The following is a 24,010-nucleotide window of genomic DNA, read 5'->3' as shown; positions in this document are numbered from 1 at the left end:
GTGTATGTCATCCACCGCGAAGAACAGCCCGCATTCCAGTCGCGAACTGATCGCCTTCCGCATCGGCGAGCAGGAATTCTGCGTCAACATCATGTCCGTGCGCGAGATCCGGGGGTGGACCCCTGCGACCCCTCTGCCGCATGCGCCGCCGTATGTGATGGGTGTGATCAACCTTCGTGGCGCCGTCCTTCCGATCATCGATCTGTCGGCGCGGCTGGGAATGAAGGAGGCGGAGCCGACCGCGCGTCACGTCATCATCGTGGCGCAGGTGAAGTCCCGTATCGTCGGGCTCCTGGTCGAGGCCGTTTCCGATATCCTTACGATTACCGAGGATAGTATCCAGCCGGTGCCGGAGGTCTCCTCCGACCTCGAGAAACAGTATGCGCGGGGGATCCTGTCCATCGACAAGCGGATGATCTGCATGATCGAGCTGGGCTCTCTCTTCCTGCACACGGAAAGCGAAGCTGCATGATGCCCCTGGGCGCAGTCGATAGCCGGCAATCGCCGGACGAAGTCATGGCGAGCGGGGAATACCCGCTGACGCGCCGTGACCTGTCCGAAATTGCGGCGATGATCTACTCCGATGCCGGGATCTATCTCAACGATTCCAAGGCGTCGCTCGTCTATTCTAGACTGTCCAAGCACATTCGTGCGCTGGGACTGAAGGGTTTTCGCGACTACTGCGCCCTCGTGTCGTCGCCGGAAGGGGCGGTCGCACGACGCGAGATGCTGTCGCATCTGACGACCAACTTCACGCGCTTCTTCCGTGAGAACCATCACTTCGAGCATCTGCGCGACGAGGTCCTCCCGGGACTGGTTGCGCGCGCGAAGTCGGGGGGGCGCGTCCGCATCTGGTCGGCTGCCTGTTCCGACGGGCAGGAGCCCTACTCGATCGCGCTGACCGTCCTGTCGGCCCTGCCGAATGCGGCGGACTACGACTTCAAGATCCTCGCGACGGATATCGACCCGAAGATTCTCACCCAGGCCCGGGCGGGGATCTACGACGATAACGCCCTGGAGACGGTCTCGCCCCAGATCCGCAAGCAGTACTTCAAGGAAGTGGATGTTGGCGGCCGCCGGAAGTTCCAGGTCGACGACCGCCTCAAGAAGCTGATCACCTTTAACGAACTCAACCTGATGGCGCAGTGGCCGTTCAAGGGGCAGTTCGACGTGATCTTCTGCCGCAACGTGGTCATCTACTTCGACGAGCCGACGCAGATGAAGGTCTGGTCGCGCTTCGCCGCGCTCCTGCCCGTAGGCGGACACCTCTATATCGGCCATTCCGAACGCGTGTCGGGAGATGCCAAGAACCAGTTCGATAATATCGGCATCACTACCTACCGGTACGTCGGTGCCGGGGCGGGGAGGCGGTCATGAACGCACCCGCGCGCGTCCTCGTCGTCGACGATTCACCCACCATGCGGGGATTGATCACGGCCGTCCTGAATTCCGATCCCGAAGTCGATGTCGTCGGCCAGGCGGGCGATGCCCTCGAAGCTCGGGCGGCGATCAAGGAACTCAATCCCGATGTCGTCACCCTCGATATCGAGATGCCGAACATGAACGGCCTGGAGTTCCTGGACAAGATCATGCGGCTTCGGCCGATGCCGGTGATCATGGTGTCGACCCTGACCCATCACGGCGCCAACGCGACGCTTGCGGCCCTCGAAATCGGTGCCTTCGACTGCGTGGGCAAGCCTTCCCCCGGCGACATCCGGCCCTTCATGGATCTTGCCGAGAAGGTGAAGGCGGCAGCGCGCTCCGGCCTGCGCCGGAAGGTCTCCCCGCCGCCACCGGCGGTCAGGCCCTCCACGGACTACCGTGTCGGCCGCAAGGTCGTGGCCATCGGATCGTCCACGGGCGGCGTCGAGGCGCTCATCACCGTCCTGCAGAACTTTCCGAAGAACTGTCCGCCGACGGTGATCACCCAGCACATGCCCTCGACCTTCACCAAGAGCTTCGCGGAACGGCTCAATCGCCTCTGCGCCCCGGTCGTCGAGGAAGCGACCGATGGTGCGCGCCTGGAGATCGGGAAGATCTATGTGGCGCCGGGTGGCGAACGCCATCTCGAGATCGTCAATCCCTCGGCTCCGTCATGCCGCCTGGTCGAGCGTGAGCCGGTGAATGGCCACCGCCCGTCTGTGGATATCCTCTTCGAATCCGTTGCAGCCCTGGCGGGCCGCAACGCGATTGGCGTCATCCTGACCGGAATGGGACGCGACGGCGCTTCCGGACTGCTGACGATGCGTCGGGCCGGCGCCCGGACCATCGGCCAGAACGAAAAGACATGTGTTGTCTACGGAATGCCCCGTGTCGCCCAGGAAATTGGGGCCGTTGAACAGCAATTGCCGCTCGGCGCCATCGGCGAGGAAATCCTGAAACTAACTGCTGCCCGAAAAGAAGGTGTGGAATAAAATGTCGCTCGCTGAAAAGATTAAAGTTCTGATCGTCGATGATCAGGTAACCAGCCGCCTGCTCTTGAGTGATGCTCTGACACAGCTCGGCTTCAAGCAGATCACTGCCGCCGGTGACGGCGAGCAGGGCATGAAGATCATGTTCGAGCAGCCGCATCACCTGGTGATCTCGGACTTCAACATGCCGAAGATGGACGGGCTTGGCCTGTTGCAGGCGGTCCGGAGCAATCCGAACACCAAGAAGGCCGCCTTCATCATCCTGACGGCTCAGGGTGACAGGGCGCTCGTCCAGAAGGCAGCCCAGCTCGGCGCCAACAACGTGCTGGCCAAGCCCTTCACGATCGAGAAGATGAAGGCCGCTATCGAAGCGGTATTCGGAGCCCTTAAATGAACGTGCATGCCGCCACCAAGCGGGTCCACATCATTCAGGGCGAGTACAAGGTTGTCGACGACCCGGACGTGGTCCTGTCGACGATCCTCGGTTCCTGTGTGGCCGCCTGCTTGCGTGATCCCGTTGCCGGGGTCGGCGGCATGAACCATTTCCTGCTTCCGGGATCGGGTGGCACGACGTCGTCGGGCGGTGATGCTACCCGCTACGGCGTTCACCTGATGGAACTGCTGATCAACGGCCTGCTGAAGAAGGGTGCGCGACGCGATCGGCTGGAGGCGAAGATCTTCGGCGGAGCAAAGACGATCGCCAGCTTTTCCAACGTGGGCGAGCAGAACACTGCCTTCGCCACCCAGTTCCTGAAGGACGAAGGCATTCCCATCGTCAGTTCCTCGACCGGCGGTGATCATGGGCGCAAGCTCGAATACTGGCCCGTGAGCGGGAGGGCTCGCCAGTATCCGTTGACCGGAGCCGAAACGCAGAACACCGTCGCTCTCGAGCAGCGTCCCGTCCGGGCCCCGAAGCCCGTCGAAAGCTCGATCGAATTCTTTTAGGAGGCCCCGCAGGGGGGCGAGGAAAGCCATGAAAGATATCCTGACGCCGCAAGACGCTTCCCCGGAGCAGTCCCTTCCGGAGGTTCTGATGCGACTTGTGTCGGAACTGCATGACGTGGCCTACCTGATCGAGCGTGTGGAGCCGCAACTTCTCGAACTCGGCGACGCGAACCTGTTGCAGCATCCCGACACCGTCAAGGTTCTGCAGGGGATCGACCTGGCCGTCCAGAAGACCCGGGGGCTGGCCGAATTCGTGGATACGATCACCGCGACGATCCCGGAAAGCTGGATGGTGGATGTCTCGACCGCGCTCAGCCTCGTCAAGCTTGCCGACATGCGCCGCGCCCTCGCGACCGGCGTCCGGCGTGGCCATAGCCAGCCGCTGAGCAAGGCCGCCGGAGACTTCGACTTCTTCTGATCGCGCCCCGCGAACGGCGTCGCGTCCCCCCTTATCGCGGCTCGCCCATATCACGTTCCCGAAACGCTCGCACAAGCTTCGGTGCCTAGGGTGATCCTAGGCATAGGCCTGATCCGTATTTGCGATGTGGGAACAGAATGAATCTGTTGACTCAATTCAACCAAGTCTTCGACAATCTGGCCAAGCTCGGCCAGACCAAGCTTATCGCTCTCGCAGGGGTTGGCGTGGTTTCGCTCGCCCTCATTCTTGGTGCCGCGCTTTACGTCAATAAGCCTGCCTACGAGACCCTCTACGTCGGTCTGGAGACCACCGACCTCAACCAGGTCAGCATCGCGCTGGCCGAAGCCAGCATAGATTTCGCCGTCAGTGCAGACGGGACAAGCATCCAGGTGCCGGTCGGCATGACCGGCAAGGCGCGTCTGCTGCTTGCCGAACGCGGCCTGCCCAACAGCGCCAATGCCGGATATGAACTCTTCGACAATGTCGGCTCCCTCGGCCTGACCTCCTTCATGCAGGAAGTCACGCGCGTTCGCGCGCTCGAAGGCGAGATCGGTCGCTCGATCCAGCAGATCAGCGGCGTTGCCGCCGCACGCGTTCACATCGTCATGCCCGACGTCGGCAACTTCCGGCGCGGTGACCAGAAGCCGACGGCTTCCGTCATGATTCGTGCCAGCACCAGCACCGGCCGCAAGGCTGCCGCCTCCATCCGTCATCTCGTTGCATCCGCCGTTCCGGGTCTTGAGGTGGACGACGTGACCATTCTCGATTCCACCGGGCAGCTTCTTGCGGCCGGCGACGAGTATGGAAACAGCGAGCTCACCCGCTCCCTCAACGTCGTGCAGTCGGTGCAGCAGGAGCTGGAAACCAATATCGACAAGGCGCTGGCGCCATTCCTCGGAATGGACAATTTCCGCTCCAGCGTGACCGCGAGCCTCAACACGGACAGCCAGCAGATCCAGGAAACGATCTACGATCCTGAATCGCGCGTGGAACGCTCGGTTCGCGTCACCAAGGAAGAGCAGCGTTCCCAGCAGAACCAGAACGATACGGCGGCGACCGTCGAGCAGAACATTCCGCAGGCCGCACCCGAGGCTGGCGGCGCCGCAGGTCCGCAGTCCTCCGACCAGTCGGACAAGAAGGAAGAACAGACGAACTACGAGATCAACAGCAAGACGGTCGCGACGGTTCGCAACAGCTATCAGATCGAGAAGCTTTCGATCGCCGTGGTCGTCAACCGGGGTCGCATAGCGCAGATGGTCGGCGAGCCGGTCGACCAGGCGAAGATCGATGCCTACCTGGCGGAAATGCAGAAGATCGTCACGTCCGCAGCAGGTCTCAATGCCGAACGGGGCGATGTCGTGACCCTGACCGCCATGGACTTCCTGGAAACGCAGCTCCTCGAAGAGGCCGCTTCCGGTCCGGCCGTCACCGAAGTCCTCAGCCGCAATATCGGTGGCATCATCAACTCGCTCGCCTTCGTCGTCGTCGCCTTCCTCGTCGTCTGGCTCGGCCTGAGGCCGCTCGTCAGGACCGTCGGCGCGAACACGGCGTCCACGGAACTGTCCACCGACAGTGCCGGCCTCGAACTGCCCGACTTTTCGCCGGCGGCCGGCGGCAGCTCCCTCATGGAAGGGTTCGGCTCCGACTTTGGCTCCGACTTCGGCTTCGACAGCACGGACGACCTGCTGGGGCTTGGCGACGACGAGGGCGGCTTCAACCGCCGCGTCAAGGAAGGGCCGGAGAAGCGGCTCTCCCGGATGGTCGAGATCAGCGAAGAGCGCGCCGCCAAGATCCTGCGCAAGTGGGCTGTCGATCAGGCCGCCTGACCGCAGCTCACAGAATTGTTATCGCCAAGGGCCGCCCGCAGGGGCGGCCTTTTGCGTTGCGTTCTCTACGGCTTGCACAATCTGACCGGTTCTTTCACGGGGTTGCGTCAAGCAGTATCCAACCGGAAGACGCCGAATCGATGGAAATTTTCGACGGTGTTTCTAGAATGACCGCGAATCGGCTACCAAAAATGGAGTTGGATCGCCGCAGATGGATCTGGAATGCGTTTGATCGCTTCCCCAGACGTGCTTGTTAAGGACTAGCGAGACGGATGGAATCATCGAGAGTGAGGGGAGATTCGGACGCCCGGAGACCGCAGGGCGATGCACCGGACCCGCTGTTTCGCGAGCGGGTGGTGCAAAGGCTCTCGATAGCTGCCGGTGACCGCGATGTTCCCTCGTCCATGCGTCTCTTGGCCGAATATGTCGGTGCCGCACATTTCCTTCTCGCGCGCTGCGACATCATCCAGGAACAGGGCCTGGAGTACATCATCTCCTCGGACTGGCCGTTCGACCTCGTCCGCCGCATGGCGCCGGAGATCGCCAGCAGCTACGGGAAGTCCACCGAGCTTGAAAAGTGCCTTTCGCTTTTCACCCCGACCTTCTCGTTTCTTCCGGACGACGTACTCCTTCCCGCAAACATCGACCGTCAGTACTGCTCCCTGAGCCTGTGCGTGGGCCGGACGCGCTATGCCCTGCTGCTGCTCTTTCCGCAGGGGCTCATCCTGTCCCAGGAGAGGCTGCGGGAGGTGGGGCTGCTTGCCGCCTATGCCGTCAGCTCATCCGGCAAGAAGGAACCGCGGTCCGAGCGGGATTTCGAGTTGACCGAACGGGAGCTCGATTGCCTGTTCTGGATTGCCGAGGGCAAGACCAGCGATGAAATCGCCATGATCCTCGGGATCTCGCGGAACACCATCAACAACTACATTACAAGCGTCATGCGGAAGACGGGGACGAAGACCCGCTCGGAAGCGATAGCCTATGCAGTGCGCAACAATCTGGTCTAGGAAAGATGGCATGAATGGGACGAACGCATAGCATGTCAGACGACGCTTCAACGGCGCCCCATTCCCTGCGTTCCCCGCGGCCGGCGAGCCGCGCCGATATCTTTCCGAGACTGGTCGCGATGCAGAAGAATCTGCGGGCGCGCCACTTCGCGCTGTTCCGGATCACGGGAAGCGGCCTGCCGGGAAAGCGCAAGCTGGTCTGCGAAATGGAAAACTGGGGCGAGGATAACGCCGGCAGCGTTGCCCTGATGCTGGACGTTTGCGGCGAGACGATGCTGGACCACATCGAGTCCTCGCTCCTGCCCCTGGCCTGGACGGGTTCCAATCAGAAGGGCTTCATCCAGGCTTCGGATTTCACGCCGCTCGTAAGACAGCTGCCGTCCGACATGCTGCCCTTTTCGGGACTGGCCTTTCCCGTGCGGCTCGGCGCGACAGGCAACGGCTACATCGTGTTTTCGGCGGGCTCGCTCAACCTGTCCAGCGACGCGATCGTCGAGCACCACGTCCTCGGCTGTCAGATCATGATGGACCTTCTCGCGCTGGACGAGCGCCGGACGGTTCCCGCCGAAACCCTGAGCGATCGCGAGATCGCCTGCCTTCAACTGGCGGGCGACGGACGCATCAGCGAGGAGATCGCTGAAAATCTCGGCCTCTCCGTCCATACCGTCAACGCCTATCTCGGCTCGGCGACCATGAAGCTCGACGCGGTCAACCGCATACAGGCCATAGCCAAGGCGATCCGCCTCGGCCATATCCACTGACAGACGAGGCTAGCTGGCGAGCGCCATCGGCGGGCTCGTCTTGACGAACCGGGCTTCCCTGAGACTGCGCTCGAGAAAGGCGGTATTCGCCTCCGGGTTCTCCAGCGGCGCCTGGAAGGCGATGTGGTCGATCTCGATGCCGGCCTGGGTGTCGGCGAGCGTCAGGCGCGCATAGACGGACACACCCTTTGGTTTGATTTCGAGGTCGAGCACCACCTGGGGCGGCCCGCTCCATTCCAGCGAATACTCGCCGCCGGCACCGAAATTCACCGTGCCGGGATGGAAGTAGAGTTCCGCGGCCGAGGAAACCAGGTCTGCGAGATTACCGTAGGACTCCAGCCGGATCAGGGAAATCAGGTCACCGGCATCCAGCAGGCGGAGTTCTGTAGCCACCGGACTGATGGCACTGGCGAGGATTTTTTCTCTTTCTGCAGCGTGGTCGCATTTTTTCATGACGCTCAATGTGTCCGTTGATTCGGCGAGCGGGCCGCGTAAACCCGATGCACCAGTTCCGCCACCGCCTTGTAGAAGGCTGGCGGAATGACGCTATCAACCGAGACTTGCGCAAACATGGAGCGGGCAAGAGGCGGGTCTTCGAAGACGGGAATCCCGTTGGTCTCGGCGATCTCGCGAATCTTGAGGGCGATGAGGTCCTGCCCCTTGGCAACCACCACGGGTGCGTCGTTTTCCTCGCGGACATAGCGAAGGGCGACCGCAAAGTGGGTAGGGTTGGCGATCACCAGCGTGGCACGCGGCACGCTGTCGATCATGCGTCGGCGGGCGCGGTCGCGGGCGATCGAGCGCTGTCTCGACTTCACCAGCGGGTCGCCCTGCGACTGCTTGTATTCCTCCTTCACCTCCTGCTTCGTCATCTTCAGCTGCGAGAACCAGTGATGACGCGACCAGGCAACGTCGATCGCGGCGAGGAGGGCGGTCGCGAGGATCACGATCACGACCATCTTCCGCGTGATCGCGTCGAGCTTCACCAGGATGACCTGCGGGTCCGAGAACATGGCGTCGATCGCCGCGAAGAACTCTCCGCGCATGACAAAGTACATGATGGTGGAGACGATCAGGATCTTGAAGAAGGATTTGCCGAACTCCACCATGCCGGCCGCACTGTAAATCCGCTCGAAACCCTTCTTCGGGGAAATCCGCGACGCCTGCGGACGTATCCGCTCCAGGACCATGGAGGGCATGTTCTGGGCAAGCGACGATCCCACCCCGAAGAGGATGAAGAGCAGCATGACGGGGATCAGGAAGCCGGCCATGGCCCAGGCGAGATGGACGCCGAGCGAGATCACGTCCGGCCTGTTTTCCAGTTGCCACTGGTCGGGCTGGGCGAAGATATCCTTCAGGGTTTCGGCAAGGTTCGCCACGCCGGAGGGCATGAAAAAGACGAGGAAGATATAGAAGGCGAGCGCCGACGCGAAGATCGGCACTTCCCGGGCGAAGGGCACGTTGCCCTTGGCGGCCGCATCCGCGATTTTCTTGGCGGTAGGGTCTTCTGTTTTACTGTCTTTATCGTCTGACAAGACGTCTGTCCCCGCCGAATCGATCAGGCCTGTTTGCGGCAGGCTAGCCCATGCGCGCGCTAGCCGGTAATCGAGTCAGCAAAAAGACTGTGGGCAGGTGGTGCCCGGAAGGCGGATGCTGCCTTACGCGGCCTGCACGTCGCCTCCTTCTTCCGGTTCCTTGAGCAGGATCTGCCCGGCTGCCGCCAGCCGGATTGCCTCCTGCGCCACCGCGCGCCGAGCAATCGCGACCTCGCGCGGGTTGAGGGCAGCCGTTGGGACGGCGAGATCCGACTCGATCATGCGGCGCTGACGCGGGCTGATCGCGGCAAGCACGCCTTCCTTGATTTCGCTGCTCGCGCCCCGCAGCGCCATCGTGAGGATGTCCGCCGCAATGTCGTTGAGCAGCATGACGCGGCTGCGCTGGGGCATGTGGAGGAGGTCTTCGAACAGGAAGATCTTCGGACGCACCTTGTTGACGGCTTCCTTGCTGATCGTCTCCAGAGAGGTAAGCAGCGTGTCGACCTGGGGCTTGTCGAGCTCGTTCATCAGTTCGGCAACCTTCGCCGAACCCTGAGAATTGCGCTCTGCGTCGATGGCCTCGATCAGTTCTACGACCCGCTTCTCGATGATCTGCGCAGCCTTTGCGCTGACATCCTTCATGTTCACCGTCCGGTTCATGATGTCGGCGCGACGGCTCTCGGGCAGTTGCAGCAGGACCTTCGCCCCGAATGAGGAGGGCAGCATCGAGAGGATGTAGGCCATGGTCTGAGGATGTTCGCGAGACAGGAACTTCGCGACGAAAGCCGGATCGGCGTCCTGCAGGCGGTCCCAGATCGAGGACTCGTAGGCCTGGAACGCGGTACGGCGGCCGAGCAGCCCGTCGACCTCCTCCGGCGTCAGCCCCTCCTCGAGGATAGCCTCGATGGCGGCCGCATTGTCCATGAGGCCCGTACCTTCGGTGAACAGGTCCTCGAACTCGTTGACGAGCAGCAGCAGCTCGTCCGGCGGAATCGCGCGCAGGCGCTGGGCAGAGGCGATGATGGTCTGCAGTTCGGACTGAGTGAAATACTTCAAAAGCTTGCCGGCCACGCCCTTGCCCATGGCAAGGAGCACGGCCGCAGCCTTCTCGGCCTGGGACAACGGTTTCTCGGCTACAGCGCCCCCGAAATCGTCAAAGTCCATCATGGTCTTACCTCTCTGTCCCTACACCGGGATCAGGTTTTCTTCGTACCGAGTACTTCCGTCACCTTCACGCCGAAGCGCGTATCGTCGTTGTCCAGCACGGTGATCTCACCTTTGCCAATTCGCCGCCCGTTGACCATTATCTCGACGGGCTCGCCGATCTTCTTGTCCAGCGCGATGGTCGCGCCTTCTTCGAGGTTCATCAGGCCGGACACCTGCATCCGGCTCGAGCCGAGAACGATCTCGACATCGATCGGAATGTCCATGATGAGGTCGAGATTGGCCGCCAGGGCGCTGCCCGGCTCCTGGATGGCGCCCGAAAACGACGTATCGTCGAAGCTTGCGCCGTCGAAACCGGTGCCTCCGAGATCCGAACCGCCGAAATCGCTGTTTCCGAAATCGCCGCCGAAATCGTCGAGGCCGGACGTAGCGGTCCCTTCGCCGGCAAGGTCGGAGCCGAACTCGGCTCCGAAAGCGCCGGCGTCCGTCGAGAGGTCGCCCCCGACATTACCAAAGTCGGCATCAAATCCCGGGACGCCTTCGCCGTCCGCCTTCAGCACGCCGCGCAGGTCATCGATCGCCTGATCGAGCTCGCCGCCTGCGACGTCAGGCAGTGCGACGTCCTCTTCGGTCTTTGGTGTCTTCTTCGTAGCCATGTTGCTCATTATTCCCGTTGAAACTTGCGTCAACCTGCCGTGCGGATGGAGAGGCTCCGCCCGGCGCTATCCCATCAGATGATCAAGAATTTCGTCATCGGTGCTGATGTTGTCCTTCACCCGGACCGTATACCGTTCGCCCGAGCGGCCGAGTTCGCACGCGTACATCTCCATCCCGTTGGCACGGACCTGCACGGTCACGTCGCCCTTGTCCTGGAAGGCGATGACGTCGCCTGCAGCCAGCCTCGATATGATGCCGAGGGTGAGGCTCTGGAGGCGGACCCGTGCCTCGAGCGTCACCTGCGAGCGGCGTACCTGCTCGGTCAGCCGCTCGTGCCATTCGTCCTTGGCCTTGGAGGATTGCCCCTTCGCCTTCGGCATCGCGACCCTGGTCTTCAGGAAGGCGCGCTGCGGAATGACGAGGGCGAGTTCGGACGTAACCTTCCCAAGTTCCACCACGAGACGGATGGCAACGCCGAACTCGGGGGGCAGCGCCTCGTCCGGCTGCGGGCGGTCCTCGAAATTGTGGACCCGCTCCAGGGTGGTCTCGAAGCCGCCTTGGGCGTTGACGCCGGAGCGCAGGACCTCGCCCATCTTGCCGAGCACCATCTGCGCGAGATCGAGCTCGATCTCCGAGAGCGGCCGTTCAAACGGCTGGTCGATGGTTTCCGGCAAAGCGCCCAGCATGCGCTCCATCAACGCGATGACGAAGCTGTTCCCGCAGGCCAGGACATAGTTGGGAGACCAGTTGCGCAGCGAGCCGTCCACCAGCGAGAACGTGTCGCCGAGATCGGCGACCAGATCGGTCATCAGCCCGGAAGAGCAGCCCGTATAGGACACGTCGATGGGGATGCCGGTCTCGCTGTGGAAGACATCCGGCAGGAAGTCGGAATAGAGCCGACCGAAGTCGGCGCTGATCTTCTCGATCGTGCTCCGGTCTCCAAGTCCGCCCGTCAGCTTCGCGAGAAGCGCGAAATCCATGGGCGCGGTGGGGAACTGCCTGGCTTCGGTCGTGGTCATCATGCCGCCTTGTTCTCACCGCCCGGATTCATCATTTCCTGCTCGACCGCATCGATCGAGGGGCGCTCGTAGTTGGAGATGGTCTTGCGTCCGTATTCCAGCGCCACCTGCGGGACAGAGCCGTTCATGTAGGCGAGAAGCGTCTGCTTCACGATGATGAAGAGGCGGTGCTGCTTGGTGCGAACGATCTTGATCTGCGAAGCGATCGGGGTGCAGACCGAGTAGGAGAGGATGATGCCGAGCATGGTGCCGACCAGCGCCGCGCCGATCAGACCGCCCAGGACCTCCGGCGTTTCGTTGATCTTGCCCAGTGCCTTGATGACGCCGAGAACCGCCGCGACGATACCGATCGCGGGGAAGCTGTCGCCCATCTGCGCGATCGCGTTGTACGGCTTCATCTTGTCATGGAGAAGCGTTTCGAGCTCTTCGTCCATGAGCGCCTCGATCTCGTGGGAACGGGCATTGCCGATGATGATCAGCCGGACGTAGTCGCAGATGAACGCCGTCAGTTCCTTGTTCTTCAGGAGATTGGGCGCGGTCTGGAAGATCGGCGATTCTTCCGGATTGTCGATGTGCGCCTCGATCTCGTTGCGCGACTTCGTGCGCAGGTCGCGCATCAGGGAGTAGAGCACGCCGAGGACGTCGAGGTAGTTGCGCTCCTTCGGCATGGCGTTCTTGAACACCTCGCCGAGCGCCTTGCCGGAGTCCTTCACGACCTTCATCGGGTTCGCGACGATGAAGCCTCCCAGGCCGGCCCCGCCGATGATCACCAGTTCGAACGGCTGGAAGAGTACGTCCAGATGCCCGCCCATGGCCATATAGCCACCGATGATGCAGCCGAACGTAATCACCATTCCGATTAGAATATTCATCCGGGTACCCACACAGAAGTTGAGACAGTCCCATTGGGGATACGGTCTCTGGCTTGCGTGAGGCTGGCTCGAAGCCCGCAAGCCCATGGAGATTGACGGTGCCGAGGTACAGCCTCGCACAAGTCTTCCGTCATAGATCTTGCCTCAGAATACGGGTGCACTCCGGCATACCGCCGTTTCACCAGTCCTGGGGGATCCGCCATGATCACGACCTATGCCAGCTATGCGATGATCAGCAGGGACCTGCCGAGCTCGCTGGCGCGTGTCGCCGAGAAGCCGGATGTGGCGCGCGAGACCGAATATTACCTCGCCAATATCGGCAAGATAAAATCGGTCGACGACTTCATGGCCGATGGCCGCATCTACAACTACGCCCTCAAGGCCCACGGGCTGGAGGACATGGCCTATGCAAAGGCCTTCATCCGCAAGGTGCTGACCGAAGGGGTCGCCGACAGCGAGGCATTCGCGCGCAAGCTGGCCGACGGCCGCTATGCCGCCCTCGCGGAGACCTTCGACTTTAATGCACATGGCGCCGACGCCACCGCGTCCGACAAGGCGCGCAAGGGCGTCGTCGATCGCTACCAGCGCCAGACGCTGGAAGAGGAGGCTGGCGCAGACAACCCCGGCGTCCGCCTCGCGCTCTACTTCGAGCGGATGGCCCCTTCCGTCAAATCCGCCATGGAGATCCTGGCCGACGATGCGCTCGCCGAGGTGATCCGCACCGTCCTTCAAGTACCGGACGAGGCTGCGGCCATGGACATCGACCGCCAGGCGGAGTTCATCGAGGATTCGATGGACATCGCAGACTTCCAGGACCCGGCCAAGGTCTCGAAGCTTCTCGAACGGTTCGCGGCCCTGTGGGAAGTGGAGAACTCCAGTGACCCGGGTTCCGTGGTCTCGCTCTTCACGCCCTCCACTCAGGGAATCTCGGCGGACCTTCTCATCTCGATCAATTCGCTGAAACTCGGAGGCAAATGATATGCAATCCGGACTTTACGTCGGAATTTCCTCGCAGGTCGCGCTGGAGCGCCGGCTGAACACCATCGCCGACAACATGGCCAACATGAACACGGTCGGCTTCCGCTCGACCGAGGTGAAGTTCGACGAGGTGCTGAGCCACACCCGCAACGAACTGAATGCCAAGGTCGCGTTCGTCACGCAGGGCAACGACTATCTGTCGACCCGCCAAGGGCAGATGCAGCAGACCGGAAACACGCTCGACTTCGCCATCAAGGGCGACGCCTATTTCACCCTCGACACGCCCGCGGGCCAGGTGCTGACCAAGGACGGGCGTTTCACGATGCTCGAAACCGGTGAACTCGTCTCGATCATGGGGCATCCGGTTCTCGATGCCGGTGGCGCGCCGATCCAGCTCAACCGCAACGGCGGACCGCCGACCGTCGGCGCCGACGGCAGCATCACCCAGGACGACCAGCCGATCGCGACGCTCGGATTGTTTACCGCCGACCTGTCGCAGGGGTTCCTGCGCGCGGACAATAGCGGGATCATTCCCGTCCAGGATCCGCAGGCCGTCGTCGACGACTTCAACGTCGCCGTGGTTCAGGGATATGTCGAGGGATCGAACGTCAACGGCATTCGCGAGATGACGCAGCTGATCCAGGTGAACCGTGCATTCGAGGGGATCTCCGCGATGCTGCGGGATACGGAAAGTTCCTTCGACGAAGCCATAAGGACGCTCGGCGGTAGCCGGTAAGGGGCCGAAAACCGATGTTTGACCAGGCAGCCATCCTGCAGACGGTCAGGGGCGGAAAGCTGGCGCAGCTTGCCGAGATCTCTGAACGCTACGCCAATCCGGCCAATTCGGTGGCCCATGGCGGACATGTGCGCACGATCGCCGCGGGGCACTACACCGTCGCTGGCCTCTCCCGGCACGTGCGGCTGGGGGAATTCGTTGCCCATCGCAGCGCGACCGGCATCCATCTCGGGGAGGTGGTCCGGGTCGAGCCTGATGTGGTCTATGTCTGTCCGATCGAACCCGGCGAGCCGATCGGCATAGGAGATACGGTGATCCGCAAGGGCGCCTTCCGGGTTGCGCCGGACGACAGCTGGTGCGGGCGCACGATCAACGCCCTCGGCGATCCGATCGATGGTCGCGGGCCGATGGTCAAGGGGCGCGTCAAGCGTTCCATCTCCAGCACTGCCCCGCCGTCGATGACCCGCAGTCGCGTCGAGCAGGGGTTCATGACCGGCGTGCGCGCCGTGGATATCTTCTCGCCGCTGTGCCTCGGCCAGCGGCTGGGTGTCTTTGCGGGTTCGGGCGTCGGTAAATCCACGCTTCTGTCGATGCTGTCGCGGGCGGATGCCTTCGACAAGGTCGTCATCGCGCTCGTCGGGGAACGCGGTCGCGAAGTGCGGGAGTTCATCGAGGATACGATGGGCGAGCACATGGCGAAGGCGATTGCCGTCGTCGCGACCAGCGACGAAAGCCCGATGCTGCGCAAGATGGCGCCGCTCGTCGCCGTGACCATCGCCGAGCATTTCCGCGATCAGGGCGACAACGTTCTCTTCATTGTCGACAGCGTGACCCGCTTCGCCCACGCGATCCGCGAGGTCGCGGTGGCGTCCGGCGAGCCGCCGATCGCCCGGGGCTATCCGGCATCCGTCTTCACGGAACTGCCGCGGCTGCTGGAACGGGCAGGGCCCGGGGCCGAAGGCGCGGGTACGGTGACGGCCATCATCTCCATTCTCGTCGACGGGGACAACCATAACGATCCGATCGCCGATTCCACCCGCGGCATTCTCGACGGTCACCTCGTCCTAGACAGGAGCCTCGCGGAGGAGGGGCGGTATCCGCCGATCAATCCGCTCGCCTCGATCTCGCGTCTTGCCCGCAAGGCGTGGACGCCGGACCAGGAGAAGCTGGTCTCCCGCCTGAAGACGCTCATTCACCGCTACGAGGAGACGCGCGACCTTAGGCTCATCGGCGGATATCGCGCCGGCAGCGATCCGGACCTCGACATGGCGATCAAGCAGGTGCCGGTAATCTACGAGGTGCTGAAGCAGACGCCGGGTGAACCGTCGTCGACCGACGCATACGCCGAGCTTGCGACCGCGCTGCGCAATGCGGCCGGGCAGGGGCAGCCGGCGACGAGACAGAGAGGGTAAGCGATGGCGGGAATAGACACTTCGGAAATGGACCTGCATCGTCCCCGCAAGGACGGGCGCCGCCTCGGGGACCGTGTCCTGACGGCAACCGGTATCGCGCTTGCCGCGGCTTCGGCGCTTTTTCCCTGGTATGTCTTCCTCAACGGGGAGAAGTTCGGTATCCGCACCCCGACCTTCGAGCACACGCGCGATCTCCCTCCGGGCCAGCCGCGCAACGTGATGAGCGTCTCGCCGCTCGCGATGGTGGACAACTCGGACGACGACGAGGTGCCGGCGCCCGAACCCGTAGATAGCCTTACCACCGCAACGACCTCGGCCCTGGGGGACGAGGAGGAACGCGGAAGGCTGCTCGAGATCCAGCCCTTCCCCGGGAAGAGTTCGTTCCGGCTGTTGCATGTCACCAATGGCCGCGCGCTGATCGAGGACGGCGCCGGCATGTACATGGTGCGGGTAGGTTCGATCCTGCCCGACAACAGCAAGCTCGCCCGTATCGAACAGCGCGACGGCAGATGGGCGATCGTCACATCGTCCGGCGAAATCTACGAGGATCAGGGCACGGCGCGTCCGTAAGTCCCACGCAAGATTACCTGCATATTCTCCAGGCAGAACGATGGAGAAGCCCTATGCAACCGATTCAACTATTCGCGCTCGCGTCCCGGCAGGCTGAATGGCTTTCGGTCCGTCAGGAGGTCGTGGCGACCAACATCGCCAATGCCAATACGCCCGAATTCCGAGCCAAGGACATCACGCCGTTCAATGCCGTCCTGGCCGAGACCCAGGGCAGCATGGCCCGGACCCATCCGGGTCACCTGGCCGCCAGCCGTTACTCCCAGGATATCGAGGTCAGCGAAAAGGACCTGAACAACGAGATCGGCCTGCAGGAGTCCGGCAACACGGTCGCCCTTTCCGAAGAACTCTCTAAGACCGGGGAGATCAAGCGACAGTACGAGCTCAGCACGAGCCTCGTGAAGTCTTTCCATAGCATGATGCTCATGACGGTAAGAAGGTAAAGCAATGGATCCGCTTTCAGCCGCTTCCAAGATCGCGGGGTCGGGCCTTGAGGCCCAGGCGACCCGCCTGCGAATAGTTTCAGAGAATATCGCCAACGCCCGCTCCTCGGGCGACACCCCCGGCGCCGACCCATACCGGCGCAAGACGATCACCTTCGGTGCGGAGCTCGATCGCGCCGCGGACGTCGAACTGGTGCGGGTGAAGAAGCTCGGGACCGACGCGTCCGATTTCGTCGAGGAATACGACCCCAACCACCCGGCGGCGGACGCTCGCGGCATGGTGAAGATGCCGAACGTCAACATGCTGATCGAGATGGCGGACATGCGCGAGGCCAACCGGACCTATGACGCAAATCTGCAGACCATCAAGCAGACGCGGGAACTCGTTGCCGCGACCCTCGACCTTCTGAAGAGCGGACAATGATCGATAAAATTACCCAGATAAGCTCGCTGTCGCCGACGCGCGACCTCAAGGAACTGGTCGAGACGAGCTCCCTCAACGGTTCGGTGTCTCCCGGCGAGAATACCGGCATGAACTTCGCCAGCGTTCTCGGCGGCATGGCGACGGACACCATGAACAGCCTGAAGGTTGCGGAGGCCAAATCCTTCGAGGGCATCCAGGGCACGGCCAGCACGCGTGAAGTGGTGGATGCGGTCCTGCAGGCTCAGCAGTCGCTGAATGCGGCGATCGCGCTGCGCGACAAGATCGTGAACGCCTATCTCGAAATCACCAAGATGCCGATCTAACGGAGCGGAGACCAGGACATGAGAGCGCTAGCCGTAGCAGCGACGGGCATGGATGCCCAGCAGACCAATCTTGAGGTCATCGCCAACAACATCGCGAACATCAACACTACCGGCTACAAGCGCGCCCGCGCCGAGTTTTCGGACCTGCTCTACCAGACCGAGCGCGCGCAGGGCGTGCCGAACCGCGCCAACCAGGCAATCGTCCCGGAAGGTGCCAATATCGGTCTCGGCGTCCAGACCGCCGCCGTGCGCAACATCCACACGCAGGGCCAGCTGACGCATACCGAAAACAGCCTCGACCTCTCGCTGGTCGGCCGCGGCTGGTTCCAGATCGAATCCCCCGACGGCACGACCATGTACACCCGTGCGGGCGCGTTCAACACCAATGCCGAGGGACAGCTCGTCACCATCGATGGCTATTCGGTCGTTCCGAACATCATCTTCCCGCCGGATGTCAGCGAAACCGTCATCAGCCGGACCGGCCAGGTGAACGTCCGCATCGGCAACGCGACCGAGTTCCAGGAAATCGGCCAGATCACCATCGCCAACTTCGTGAACGAGGCCGGCCTGCAGCCGCTCGGCGACAACCTCTTCTCGCAGACCCCGGCGTCCGGCGAGCCGATCGTGGCCGTGCCGGAAGATCCGGGCTTCGGCTACGTGAAGCAGGGCTATCTGGAAGCGTCCAACGTCGATGCTGTGAAGGAGATCACCGACCTCATCTCGGCGCAGCGCGCCTACGAGATGAACTCCAAGGTGATCACCACGGCGGATGAGATGGCCTCCATCGTCAGCAAGAACCTGAAGTAATCAGCGGGAAGGGCAGACATGATGTTTCGCCGCAGTATGAGGATCATCGACGGGAAGGTTTTCCCGTGGGCTGCCGCAATGCTGTTGGCAATGACAGCTGCCGCCGCCGCGAACATGGGCACCGCCGTCGTGCCGAAGCAGATCATCTACCCGGGCGAGGAGATTTCGCGCGCCGCGGTGGAAGAGGTCGACGTGACCAATCCGAACCTTTCCGGCGGCTATGCGCGCAGCGTCGAGGAGGTGAGCGGCATGGTCAGCACGAGGACCCTGCTGCCCGGCCGCACCATCGCCCTTTCCGGGCTGCGCGAGCCCTATGCGGTGCGTCGCGGCTCATCGGTCAGGCTCTCCTTCAGCATCGGCAACATGATGATCTCGGCGGCCGGCATGCCCCTCCAGGACGGATCGGTCGGAGACCTGATCCGGGTGCGAAACACGGATTCCGGCGTCATCGTCAGCGGAACGATCATGGGCGACGGGACAATACAGGTGATGGCGCGATGAGACAGGCTCGCTGGATACTGGCTCTGGTGCTGACGGCGATTGCCGCATTCTCCGCGGCGGCCCCCTCGGCCATGGCGGACGCCGCCCGCATCAAGGACATCGCCTCGCTGCAGTCGGGCCGCGACAACCAGCTGATCGGCTATGGGCTGGTCGTTGGCCTGCAGGGCAGCGGCGACAGCCTTCGCAGTTCACCCTTCACCGACCAGTCGATGCGGGCGATGCTGCAGAACCTCGGCATCTCCACCCAGGGCGGCCAGTCGAACGCCAAGAACATCGCCGCCGTCATGGTGACGGCGAACCTGCCGCCCTTCGCAAGCCCCGGCAGCCGTCTGGACGTCAACGTCAGTTCGCTGGGAGATGCGACGTCGTTGCGCGGCGGCACGCTCGTGATGACGTCGCTTTCCGGCGCCGACGGGCAGATCTATGCCGTCGCCCAGGGGGCGGTCATCGTTTCGGGTTTCTCCGCCCAGGGCGAAGCCGCGACGCTGACGGAGGGCGTAGCAACCGCCGGCCGCGTCCCGAATGGCGCGATCATCGAGCGCGAACTGCCGTCCCGCTTCAAGGACGCGGTCAACCTCGTGCTGCAACTGCGCAATCCCGACTTCTCGACCGCCGTCCGCATGGCGGACGCGGTCAACGTCTTCGCGGGACAGCGCTATGGCGGCCCGATCGCCGAGGCCCGCGATAGCCAGGAAGTGATCATCGCAAAGCCGAAGGCTGCCGACCTGACGCGCCTGATGGCCGAGATCGAGAACCTGATCGTCAAGACGGACACGCCCGCCAAGGTCGTCATCAACGAACGGACCGGCACGATCGTGATCGGTTCCGATGTGCGGATTTCGCGCGTCGCAGTAAGCTACGGCACGCTGACGGTCCAGGTGACGGAAACCCCCCAGATCATCCAGCCGGAGCCCTTCTCGCGAGGGGTGACCGCGGTCCAGCCGGAGACGGACATCATGACCATGAAGGAGGGCGGCCAGGTCGCCATCCTCGATGGCCCCGATCTTCGCACGCTCGTCGCCGGCCTCAACAACATCGGCGTCAAGCCCGACGGTATCATCGCTATCCTGCAGGGCATCAAGTCAGCCGGAGCACTTCAAGCGGAGCTCGTCCTGCAATGACCGAGGCAAAGAAATCTTGCGGCATCCGCCCGTCCCTTGGCAAGGTGCTCCTGGCCGGCGCCGTCCTTCTGGCCGTCCCGCAGGTCAACGCGCAGGAGCCGGCGCCCACCCTCAGCAGCGCGAGCCAGGACGAGATCCGTCAGTTCTGCACCAACATCGCCGACGCCGCCAGGGACCAGCGCTACCTGTTGCAGAAGCAGGAGCTTGAACAGCTGCAGTCCGACGTCGATGCGCGCATCGCGGTCCTCGAAAGCCGCAAGGCCGAATACGAGGACTGGCTGAAGCGCCGCAACGACTTCCTCGTGCGTGCCGAGGCAGGCCTTGTCGAGATCTTCAAGACGATGAAGGCCGACGCTGCGGCCCCGCAGTTGGAGGAGATGAAACTCGAAGTGGCCGCGGCCATCATCATGAAGCTTCCCGCGCGGCAGTCCGGTCTCGTTCTCAGTGAAATGGACCCCCAGAAGGCGGGATTGATCGCCACGATCATCGCCAGCGCATCCGATCCCAATACCTCGAAAGAACCCTCATGATGAAGCGCCTCTCAGCTCTCGTGGCCGTCCTCCTGCTTGCGGGATGCCAGAGCCAGACCGTCAAGGAAATCGGCAACGCGCCTTCCATGAGCCCTATCGGCAGCGGCCTGCAATACGCGTCCGCCCCGCAGATGGCATCATATCCCAAGCAGCCGCGGCAGCTTTCCAACGGCTACTCGCTGTGGAGCGATTCCCAGTCGGCGCTCTTCAAGGATGCGCGCGCGCTGAACGTCGGCGACATTCTCACCGTCGACATCCAGATCAACGATCGGGCGTCCTTCGACAACGAGACCGAGCGCAGCCGCACCAACGGCACCAGCCTGGAATGGGGCGCCGAGATCTCGAACTTCCTGGGCTTCAGCACCGACACCGGCACGAGCGGCGCACTGGGGACCGATTCCAGTTCGAACTCCAACGGTAAGGGTTCGACCGAACGTTCCGAGAGGCTGAAGCTGCTCGTCGCGGCCGTTGTCACCGGCATCCTGGAGAACGGCAACCTGCTGATCAGCGGCTCGCAGGAGGTTCGCGTCAACCACGAGATCCGCATCCTGAACGTCGCCGGTATCGTCCGCCCGCAGGACGTGAATGCCGACAACACGATCTCCTACGAGCGGATCGCCGAGGCCCGCATTTCCTACGGTGGTCGCGGCCGCCTCACGGAAGTCCAGCAGCCGCCGGTTGGCCAGCAGGTGGTCGATCTCTTCTCGCCCTTCTGAGCGTGGATATGAGCATGGAACGCGACGATGGATGAATCACAGTCCGCAGAAGGGCCGAACAGGAAGAAGTCGCTCTACCTACTGATCGGCGGCGTGGCCGGCCTCACCCTTCTCGGGGCAGGCGGGGGCTGGATGCTGGGCGGGATGATCGCTCCGGCCGTCCCGGGCGTCGAAGAGGCCGCAGCGCCGCAAGGCGAGGCGGCCGGCAAGGACGAGGGCATTCCGAAGATCGCCACCGAAGCGAACGGCGTGGTACTTCTCGACCCCATCACCACCAACCTCGCATATCCTTCGGAAAACTGGATCCGGCTCGAGGTCGCGCTTGCCTTCAACGGTCCGCCGGAACTGCCTCTCGCGGAGGAAATCCACCAGGATATCCTCGCCTATGTGCGAACTGTCTCGCTGCAGCAGATCGAGGGGCCGCGCGGGTTCCAGTACCTGCGAGATGACCTCCAGGAACGCGTCGCGCTACGCTCGCAGGGCAAGGTGTCGAGGCTCATGCTTCGGACGCTGGTCATCGAGTAGACCGATGCGGCGCAGCCTCGTCGATAACAGGGGATGAGCCGTGCGCGCGGTTGACCTCGATTGCATGGGCTGGCTATCGAAGGTTGATGTCCAGAACCCTCGTGATCGCATGATTCGGCTGATCTTCCTGCTCGTGGCCATGACGGCGGTGCCCGGCCTCGCCTTTGCGCAGCAATCTCCCGCGGATCTCCTGAACCTGCCGGTCGACGGCTCGGCCGCGGCCTGGATCATCCGCACGTTCGGGCTCCTGACCGTCCTGTCGATCGCCCCGGGCATCCTCATCATGGTGACGAGCTTTCCGCGCTTCGTCATCGCCTTCTCCATCCTCCGCTCCGGCATGGGGCTGGCCACGGCACCCTCCAACCTCGTGCTGATCTCGCTGGCGCTGTTCATGACCTTCTACGTCATGGCGCCGACCTTCGATCGAGCCTGGAACGAGGGGGTGCAGCCTCTTCTGGAGAACCAGATCCAGGAAGCGGAGGCCGTGCAGCGGATCGCCGAGCCCTTCCGTACCTTCATGAGCGCCAACACGCGCGACAAGGATCTCGCTCTCTTCGTCGATCTCGCACAGGAGCGCGGCCAGGACGTCCGGACGGGCGACCAGATCGACTATCGCGTCCTGATCCCGGCCTTCATGCTGTCGGAAATCCGCAGGGGCTTCGAGATCGGCTTCCTGATCATCCTGCCCTTCCTGGTCATCGACATGGTGGTCGCGGCCATCACAATGGCCATGGGCATGATGATGCTCCCCCCCACCTCGATCTCGCTGCCCTTCAAGATTTTGTTCTTCGTGCTCATCGACGGCTGGAACCTGCTCGTGGGCAGTCTCGTCCGCTCGTTTGCCTGATTTTCGCGGCCCGTTAACCGTCCGTTTACCAACGACTTTGGCGCCCCGCCGAACTTAAGAAGTTGGCAATATTTGGCTGCGAATTTCGTCCTCACACGACGGGTTTGGTAGCCAAGATGCGGCACCGAGTGGCATGAAGCCGGACCGTAGTGACCGGACGGGAATCCTAGCCGGTATGTCCCCCATTAGTATTTTGTCAAAGGGACAAGAATTATGACGAGTGTACTCACCAACAACAACGCAATGGCCGCTCTGTCGACGCTGCGTTCGATCTCCAGCAACCTCGAAGAGACCTCGGCTCGCATTTCGTCGGGCTTCCGCGTCGGTGGCGCGTCCGATAACGCCGCTTACTGGTCGATCGCGACCACGATGCGCTCCGACAACATGGCGCTTGAATCCGTTTCGGACGCCCTGGGCCTCGGCGCCGCCAAGGTCGATACCGCCTATGCCGGTATGAATTCCGCGATTGAAGTCGTCAAGGAAATCAAGGCCAAGCTGGTTGCCGCGACCGAAGACGGCGTCGACAAGGCAAAGATCCAGGAAGAAATCGACCAGCTTAAGGGTCAGCTGGAATCGATCGCTTCGGCAGCCTCCTTCAACGGCGAAAACTGGCTGAAGGCTGACGCAACCGGCGCTGGCGTGACCAAGTCTGTCGTCGCCTCGTTCGTTCGCGACTCCGACAACAACGTCTCCGTGAAGAAGATCGACTACCAGCTCGACTCCAGCACGGTACTCTACGACACCAGCGCTGCCGGCAACAACGGCATCCTCGACAAGACCTATGACGTCTCGCAGAAGAGCGTCACCGTCAAGGTCAACGTCGACGGCGTGGCGAAGGAGTTCACCGTGGGTGCCTACGGCATCGACGAACTGATCGCCGACGACGCTGTCTTCACGACCAACACCGTTAATGGCAAGACGACGCAGCTGGCTGAGGCCAACGGCTCGTTCTACGTCAAGATCGACGAAAGCAACTGGGTACTGGCAGAAGACGTTACCGGCACGGGCCAGGAAGTCGTGCACGACGAAGGCGGTACCTACTACGGTATCGACACCGCCGCCGCTCCGAACACTGCCGTTGCAGCGCCGAGCTCCATCAAGGATATCGACATCAACGGCATGAACGGCGCGCAGCTGGACAACCTGATCTCGGGCGTCGACAAGGCTCTGAGCGACATGACCAGCGCCGCCGCTTCGCTCGGCTCGATCTCCATGCGTATCGACATGCAGGAAGAGTTCGTCGCCAACCTGACGGCTGCGATCTCCAAGGGGGTCGGCCGCCTGGTCGATGCGGACATGAACGAGGAGTCGACTCGCCTCAAGGCCCTGCAGACCCAGCAGCAGCTGGCCATCCAGGCCCTGTCGATCGCCAACTCCGACTCGCAGAGCATCCTGACGCTCTTCCGTTAATCGGACCGCGTTTTACACTCACGAACCTTGTGAAGGCCGCACCCGGAAACGGGTG

At 62.7% G+C, this 24,010-nt stretch carries 30 protein-coding genes; 24 read left to right on the top strand and 6 right to left on the bottom strand.

The window, feature by feature from the left end; all coding sequences use genetic code 11:
• Positions 1-4: 4 nt before the first annotated feature.
• The 9 genes from ACWGPT_RS19160 to visR all read left to right on the top strand — a co-directional run bounded on the left by ACWGPT_RS19160 (position 5) and on the right by visR (position 7,368).
• On the top strand, positions 5-472 hold the full coding sequence (locus ACWGPT_RS19160; protein WP_452607236.1) for a chemotaxis protein CheW: 468 nt from the start codon (positions 5-7) through the stop codon (positions 470-472).
• Positions 469-1,377, top strand: a complete 909-nt coding sequence (gene cheR, locus ACWGPT_RS19155; protein ID WP_452607235.1) for a protein-glutamate O-methyltransferase CheR — start codon at positions 469-471, stop codon at positions 1,375-1,377. Before ACWGPT_RS19160 ends, cheR begins: the two co-directional genes overlap by 4 nt.
• The gene (gene cheB, locus ACWGPT_RS19150) at positions 1,374-2,414 is read left to right on the top strand and encodes a protein-glutamate O-methylesterase CheB (protein ID WP_452607234.1); all 1,041 of its coding nucleotides are present in this window, start codon (positions 1,374-1,376) and stop codon (positions 2,412-2,414) included. The genes cheR and cheB overlap by 4 nt, the downstream gene beginning before the upstream one ends.
• A gap of 1 nt (position 2,415) precedes the next feature.
• Complete coding sequence (locus ACWGPT_RS19145; protein ID WP_452607233.1) at positions 2,416-2,805, top strand: response regulator; 390 nt, start codon at positions 2,416-2,418, stop codon at positions 2,803-2,805.
• Positions 2,802-3,356 carry a chemoreceptor glutamine deamidase CheD gene (cheD, locus tag ACWGPT_RS19140; protein ID WP_452607232.1) on the top strand — a complete coding sequence of 185 codons (555 nt, stop codon included), beginning with the start codon at positions 2,802-2,804 and terminating at the stop codon, positions 3,354-3,356. Before ACWGPT_RS19145 ends, cheD begins: the two co-directional genes overlap by 4 nt.
• Positions 3,357-3,384: 28 nt before the next feature.
• Positions 3,385-3,774 (top strand): chemotaxis protein CheT, encoded by a 390-nt coding sequence (gene cheT / locus ACWGPT_RS19135; protein ID WP_452607231.1) that lies wholly within the window; start codon positions 3,385-3,387, stop codon positions 3,772-3,774.
• A 137-nt stretch (positions 3,775-3,911) separates the two neighbouring features.
• On the top strand, positions 3,912-5,600 hold the full coding sequence (gene fliF / locus ACWGPT_RS19130) for a flagellar basal-body MS-ring/collar protein FliF (RefSeq protein WP_452607230.1): 1,689 nt from the start codon (positions 3,912-3,914) through the stop codon (positions 5,598-5,600).
• Between the two features lie 272 nt (positions 5,601-5,872).
• Positions 5,873-6,607 carry a transcriptional regulator VisN gene (visN, locus tag ACWGPT_RS19125; protein ID WP_452607229.1) on the top strand — a complete coding sequence of 245 codons (735 nt, stop codon included), beginning with the start codon at positions 5,873-5,875 and terminating at the stop codon, positions 6,605-6,607.
• Between the two features lie 14 nt (positions 6,608-6,621).
• Entirely contained in the window at positions 6,622-7,368 is a 747-nt protein-coding gene (gene visR / locus ACWGPT_RS19120) for a transcriptional regulator VisR (protein ID WP_452607228.1), read from the top strand.
• Between the two features lie 9 nt (positions 7,369-7,377).
• Here the strand turns inward: visR and ACWGPT_RS19115 are convergent, their stop codons facing one another.
• The 6 genes from ACWGPT_RS19115 to motA form a co-directional block, all read right to left on the bottom strand.
• The gene (locus ACWGPT_RS19115; protein WP_452607227.1) at positions 7,378-7,821 is read right to left on the bottom strand and encodes a hypothetical protein; all 444 of its coding nucleotides are present in this window, start codon (positions 7,819-7,821) and stop codon (positions 7,378-7,380) included.
• A gap of 5 nt (positions 7,822-7,826) precedes the next feature.
• Positions 7,827-8,903, bottom strand: coding sequence for a flagellar biosynthesis protein FlhB (flhB, locus tag ACWGPT_RS19110; protein ID WP_452607226.1), 1,077 nt, complete (start codon positions 8,901-8,903; stop codon positions 7,827-7,829).
• Positions 8,904-9,026: 123 nt separating this feature from the next.
• Positions 9,027-10,070, bottom strand: a complete 1,044-nt coding sequence (gene fliG, locus ACWGPT_RS19105) for a flagellar motor switch protein FliG (RefSeq protein ID WP_452607225.1) — start codon at positions 10,068-10,070, stop codon at positions 9,027-9,029.
• A gap of 29 nt (positions 10,071-10,099) precedes the next feature.
• Positions 10,100-10,723 carry a flagellar motor switch protein FliN gene (fliN, locus tag ACWGPT_RS19100; protein ID WP_452607224.1) on the bottom strand — a complete coding sequence of 208 codons (624 nt, stop codon included), beginning with the start codon at positions 10,721-10,723 and terminating at the stop codon, positions 10,100-10,102.
• A gap of 66 nt (positions 10,724-10,789) precedes the next feature.
• Positions 10,790-11,743, bottom strand: coding sequence for a FliM/FliN family flagellar motor switch protein (locus ACWGPT_RS19095; RefSeq protein ID WP_452607322.1), 954 nt, complete (start codon positions 11,741-11,743; stop codon positions 10,790-10,792).
• Positions 11,743-12,615 (bottom strand): flagellar motor stator protein MotA, encoded by an 873-nt coding sequence (motA, locus tag ACWGPT_RS19090; protein WP_452607223.1) that lies wholly within the window; start codon positions 12,613-12,615, stop codon positions 11,743-11,745. Before motA ends, ACWGPT_RS19095 begins: the two co-directional genes overlap by 1 nt.
• 201 nt (positions 12,616-12,816) lie before the next feature.
• Between motA and ACWGPT_RS19085 the strand changes: the two genes are divergently transcribed.
• From ACWGPT_RS19085 to ACWGPT_RS19015, 15 genes are all read left to right on the top strand, one after another.
• Positions 12,817-13,593, top strand: a complete 777-nt coding sequence (locus ACWGPT_RS19085; protein ID WP_452607222.1) for a DUF1217 domain-containing protein — start codon at positions 12,817-12,819, stop codon at positions 13,591-13,593.
• Position 13,594: 1 nt separating this feature from the next.
• Positions 13,595-14,329, top strand: coding sequence for a flagellar basal-body rod protein FlgF (flgF, locus tag ACWGPT_RS19080; RefSeq protein WP_452607221.1), 735 nt, complete (start codon positions 13,595-13,597; stop codon positions 14,327-14,329).
• Between the two features lie 14 nt (positions 14,330-14,343).
• Positions 14,344-15,741, top strand: coding sequence for a flagellar protein export ATPase FliI (fliI, locus tag ACWGPT_RS19075; RefSeq protein WP_452607220.1), 1,398 nt, complete (start codon positions 14,344-14,346; stop codon positions 15,739-15,741).
• Positions 15,742-15,744: 3 nt separating this feature from the next.
• Positions 15,745-16,311 carry a flagellar protein gene (locus tag ACWGPT_RS19070; RefSeq protein WP_452607219.1) on the top strand — a complete coding sequence of 189 codons (567 nt, stop codon included), beginning with the start codon at positions 15,745-15,747 and terminating at the stop codon, positions 16,309-16,311.
• 53 nt (positions 16,312-16,364) lie between these two features.
• Complete coding sequence (flgB, locus tag ACWGPT_RS19065) at positions 16,365-16,751, top strand: flagellar basal body rod protein FlgB (RefSeq protein WP_452607218.1); 387 nt, start codon at positions 16,365-16,367, stop codon at positions 16,749-16,751.
• 4 nt (positions 16,752-16,755) lie between these two features.
• Positions 16,756-17,175, top strand: a complete 420-nt coding sequence (flgC, locus tag ACWGPT_RS19060) for a flagellar basal body rod protein FlgC (RefSeq protein ID WP_452607217.1) — start codon at positions 16,756-16,758, stop codon at positions 17,173-17,175.
• The gene (locus tag ACWGPT_RS19055) at positions 17,172-17,498 is read left to right on the top strand and encodes a flagellar hook-basal body complex protein FliE (RefSeq protein ID WP_452607216.1); all 327 of its coding nucleotides are present in this window, start codon (positions 17,172-17,174) and stop codon (positions 17,496-17,498) included. Before flgC ends, ACWGPT_RS19055 begins: the two co-directional genes overlap by 4 nt.
• 18 nt (positions 17,499-17,516) lie before the next feature.
• Complete coding sequence (gene flgG / locus ACWGPT_RS19050; protein ID WP_452607215.1) at positions 17,517-18,305, top strand: flagellar basal-body rod protein FlgG; 789 nt, start codon at positions 17,517-17,519, stop codon at positions 18,303-18,305.
• 18 nt (positions 18,306-18,323) lie between these two features.
• Positions 18,324-18,806, top strand: coding sequence for a flagellar basal body P-ring formation chaperone FlgA (gene flgA / locus ACWGPT_RS19045; RefSeq protein ID WP_452607214.1), 483 nt, complete (start codon positions 18,324-18,326; stop codon positions 18,804-18,806).
• Positions 18,803-19,927, top strand: a complete 1,125-nt coding sequence (locus tag ACWGPT_RS19040; protein WP_452607213.1) for a flagellar basal body P-ring protein FlgI — start codon at positions 18,803-18,805, stop codon at positions 19,925-19,927. The genes flgA and ACWGPT_RS19040 overlap by 4 nt, the downstream gene beginning before the upstream one ends.
• A complete protein-coding gene (locus tag ACWGPT_RS19035; RefSeq protein ID WP_452607212.1) occupies positions 19,924-20,457 on the top strand; it encodes a MotE family protein in 534 nt (177 codons plus the stop codon). The genes ACWGPT_RS19040 and ACWGPT_RS19035 overlap by 4 nt, the downstream gene beginning before the upstream one ends.
• A complete protein-coding gene (gene flgH / locus ACWGPT_RS19030; RefSeq protein WP_452607211.1) occupies positions 20,454-21,173 on the top strand; it encodes a flagellar basal body L-ring protein FlgH in 720 nt (239 codons plus the stop codon). The genes ACWGPT_RS19035 and flgH overlap by 4 nt, the downstream gene beginning before the upstream one ends.
• 27 nt (positions 21,174-21,200) lie before the next feature.
• Positions 21,201-21,698 (top strand): flagellar basal body-associated FliL family protein, encoded by a 498-nt coding sequence (locus ACWGPT_RS19025; protein ID WP_452607210.1) that lies wholly within the window; start codon positions 21,201-21,203, stop codon positions 21,696-21,698.
• A 109-nt stretch (positions 21,699-21,807) separates the two neighbouring features.
• Positions 21,808-22,545: a flagellar type III secretion system pore protein FliP gene (fliP, locus tag ACWGPT_RS19020; protein ID WP_452607209.1), complete on the top strand. Its 738-nt coding sequence runs from the start codon at positions 21,808-21,810 to the stop codon at positions 22,543-22,545.
• A gap of 213 nt (positions 22,546-22,758) precedes the next feature.
• Positions 22,759-23,955, top strand: coding sequence for a flagellin N-terminal helical domain-containing protein (locus ACWGPT_RS19015; RefSeq protein ID WP_452607208.1), 1,197 nt, complete (start codon positions 22,759-22,761; stop codon positions 23,953-23,955).
• The last annotated feature ends 55 nt before the right edge of the window (positions 23,956-24,010 follow it).

The organism is Pseudorhizobium sp. NPDC055634 (assembly GCF_053618655.1).
This window is presented reverse-complemented; position numbering and strand designations above follow the sequence as displayed.